This is a genomic window from Streptomyces globisporus (genome assembly GCF_003501885.1).
In the GTDB taxonomy this organism is placed as follows: domain Bacteria; phylum Actinomycetota; class Actinomycetes; order Streptomycetales; family Streptomycetaceae; genus Streptomyces; species Streptomyces globisporus_D.
Genome location: NZ_QWFA01000333.1, coordinates 1 through 3,245 on the forward strand (window position 1 = coordinate 1; position 3,245 = coordinate 3,245).

Below are 3,245 nucleotides of genomic sequence, written 5' to 3' on the forward strand. Positions count from 1 at the left end.
CCCCGATGCCTCCGCGTGCCACGTCCGCCCCCACCGGCCCCCCGGCCCCGGCGCATGCCGGGACCTACCGGCAGGGCGGCGACGGCACGCGCGGCACCGGCGGCCTACCGGGGCAGCGCGGCGGCGACCCCCGCCTCTCCCTGACCGTCAGCGCCGAGAACCGGCAGCCCCCCGGCGAGCGCCGCGGCCGTCGGGTCAGCTGCACCGTCGCCCTGGCCGTGGCGGGCGCGCTCGCCGCCGTCACGATCGGCACCGGTCTGCTCGACGGCCTCCTCCCGGGCGGCGACGCCGACCGGGACCGGGGCGGCGACGCCGCCGCGACCCCGTCGAGGTCCGCCTCCCCGCCGGCCGGGGAGAAGCCGACGCCCTCCGCATCCGGTGACGCGAGCGAGGCCCCGGCCACCGCCCTGCCGAAGGCGTACGTCGGCACCTGGAAGGGCCCGGTCACCGAGAAGACGACCGGCCAGCCCCACGGCACGCTCACCGCCGTCTTCACCGAGGGCAAGCGCGGGGAGCAGGTCGTCCGGATGAGCACGACCATCTCCCAGCTCGGCATCACCGTCACCTGCAACAGTGTCGGCACCCTCGCCTCCGGCACCGCGAAGGAGCTGAACATCCGCGAGGCCACCGACCCGGACCGCCCCAGCACCCCCGGCCTGTGCACCGGCACCGAGGCCGACCTCGTCTTCCGGCTCGCCGATGACGGCACCCTGGACTACCGCTCGAAGGAACGCGCCGCGGGGCTCCCGTACGGGAAGCTCACCCGGTCCGGCGACTGATCGCGCAAGGGGCTGGCGTACGCTGGATCGGTCCGTGGATCCTCAAAAAACCGCCGAAAGGTGACAGCCCGGTGACCGAGAAGGCCGACCTTCAGCCCGTCCTCGACCGAGCCGCCGAAGGCGGTCGGATCACCCCGGAGGAGGCGCTCGACCTCTACCGGTCCGCGCCGCTGCACGCACTGGGCGCCGCCGCCGACGCCGTACGCCGCCGCCGCTACGCCGGTACGGAACACATCGCGACGTACATCATCGAGCGCAACATCAACTACACCAACGTGTGCGTCACGGCCTGCAAGTTCTGCGCCTTCTACGCCCCGCCCAAGGCCACCGACAAGGGCTGGACCCGCGACCTCGACGACATCCTGCGCCGCTGCGCGGAGACCGTGGAGCTGGGCGGCACCCAGATCATGTTCCAGGGCGGCCACCACCCGGACTTCGGCGTGGAGTATTACGAGGAGCACTTCTCCGCGATCAAGAAGGCGTACCCGCAGCTGGTCATCCACTCGCTCGGCGCCTCCGAGATCGAGCACATGGCCCGGATCTCGAAGGTCTCCGCCGAGGAGGCCATCAGCCGCATCCACGCCGCCGGGCTCGACTCCTTCGCCGGCGCCGGCGCCGAACTGCTGCCCGCCCGGCCGCGCACCGCCATCGCCCCGCTCAAGGAGTCCGGCGAGCGCTGGCTGGAGATCATGGAGATCGCGCACGGCCTCGGTGTCGAGTCCACCTCCACCATGCTGATGGGTACCGGCGAGACCAACGCCGAGCGGATCGAGCACCTGAAGATGATCCGGGACGTCCAGGACCGTACGGGCGGCTTCCGCGCCTTCATCCCGTACACCTACCAGCCGGAGAACAACAAGCTGAAGGGCCGCACGCAGGCCACGCTCTTCGAGTACCTGCGGATGATCGCCATCGCCCGGCTCTTCCTCGACAACGTCGCCCACATCCAGGGCTCCTGGCTCACCACCGGCAAGGAGGTCGGCCAGCTGTCGCTGCACTACGGCGCGGACGACCTCGGCTCGATCATGCTGGAGGAGAACGTCGTCTCCTCGGCCGGCGCCAAGCACCGCTCCAACCGGCTGGAGATCATCGACCTGATCCGCAAGGCGGACCGGGTCCCCGCCCAGCGCGCCACGACGTACGAGCACCTCGTCGTGCACGACGACCCGGCCAACGACCCGGTCGACGAGCGCGTCGTCTCGCACATCTCGTCCACCGCGATCGAGGGCGGAACCGCACACCCGGAGCTGAAGCTCCTCAACGCCAACTGACGTAGCCGTGCTGACGATTCACGCCGCGCCCCTGGTCCTTGCGGTGGGCGCGGCGGCCGTCGCGGACGGTGCGGTCGCGGTGGACGGCGACCGGATCGCCGCTCTCGGCCCGTACGAGGAGGTCGCCGCCGCGCACCCGGCCGCCCGGGTCCGCCGCTGGCCCGGCCTCCTCACCCCGGGACTCCGCCAGGACCGGGCCCGCGAGCTGCTCACCCGCTGCTACCACCCGGACCCCCGCGAGGCCGACGAGCTGGGTGAACTCCCGCTGTGGGGCGAGAAGTTCGATCAGCTGGCGGCGACGATGGACGCGACCCGGCGGGCCGGCAGCGTGCGGCGCGGGCTCCAGCGGATGCTGCGCCACGGCACCACGCAGGTGGCGGGCCCGTTCGGCGCGGACGACCCGGCGCTGCGCACGGCCGTCGCCCGGTCGGGGCTGGTCGTCCAGGTCGCGCCGTCGCCTGTTCCGGTACGGGACGGGGTGCCGGACCTGGATCCCTTCGCGGCGGGCGGCGATCTGGCCCGTACCGCGCACGGCCCGCTGACCGTGGGCGGCCGGGCCGACCTCGCGGTCTTCGACGTGCCCGACGAGGCGGCGCTGTACGGGGGAGGGCCCCGGCCCTGCGTGGCGACCGTGCTCGCGGGACGGCTGGTGCACCGCGCCCGCTGAGGCCGGTGCACCGGCGGGCGTCACGGCACCTTCGGCCCGCCCAGGTAGCGTCCCTTCGCGTCGTACGGCCAGGCGTTGGCGACGCAGCCCTTCAGACCGTCGATCTGCTGCATCATCGCGGGCGCGGGACGTCCCTTCCCCGGGCAGGTCTCATGGCCGCGCCCCAGCCAGTGGCCGACCTCGTGGTTGATGATCAGCGCCCGGTACTCGGCGACGGGCCCGTCGAACTGCGGTGAACCGAGCTGCCAGCGCTTCAGGTTGACCATCACCTTCTCGCCGCCCCGGCAGTTGACCTCGCCGCGCGTGTTCAGGCCGTACGCGCCGCACATCCGGTCCGTGGTCGCCGGGGTCGCGATCCGGATCACCAGCCCGGCCGATCCGTCGGCGACCTGGCGGAACGAGCGCTCGCCGCCGTGACTCCAGCCGCGCGGGTCGGCGAGGACGGCGGCGATGCCGGCGGCGGCCCGGTCGGGGTCGACGCCTATGCCGTCCTCCACCTCGACCCGGTAGGCGCTGCCCCTGCCCTTC

General features: G+C 73.2%; 3 protein-coding genes and 1 pseudogene. 3 read left to right on the forward strand and 1 reads right to left on the reverse strand.

From position 1 onward, the window contains the following. The 3 genes and pseudogenes from D3105_RS33070 to D3105_RS33080 form a co-directional block, all read left to right on the forward strand. Window positions 1-779 (forward strand): annotated as a pseudogene (locus D3105_RS33070) (serine/threonine protein kinase); the annotation flags it as partial. A gap of 71 nt (window positions 780-850) precedes the next feature. Continuing rightward, window positions 851-2,050: a cyclic dehypoxanthinyl futalosine synthase gene (gene mqnC, locus D3105_RS33075; RefSeq protein ID WP_118906512.1), complete on the forward strand. Its 1,200-nt coding sequence runs from the start codon at window positions 851-853 to the stop codon at window positions 2,048-2,050. A gap of 7 nt (window positions 2,051-2,057) precedes the next feature. Next, window positions 2,058-2,717 carry an imidazolonepropionase-like domain-containing protein gene (locus D3105_RS33080; RefSeq protein ID WP_118906513.1) on the forward strand — a complete coding sequence of 220 codons (660 nt, stop codon included), beginning with the start codon at window positions 2,058-2,060 and terminating at the stop codon, window positions 2,715-2,717. A 20-nt stretch (window positions 2,718-2,737) separates the two neighbouring features. Here the strand turns inward: D3105_RS33080 and D3105_RS33085 are convergent. Further along, window positions 2,738-3,245, reverse strand: a 508-nt coding sequence (locus D3105_RS33085) for a DUF3152 domain-containing protein (protein ID WP_118906514.1), incomplete at its 5' end; no start/stop codon positions are given.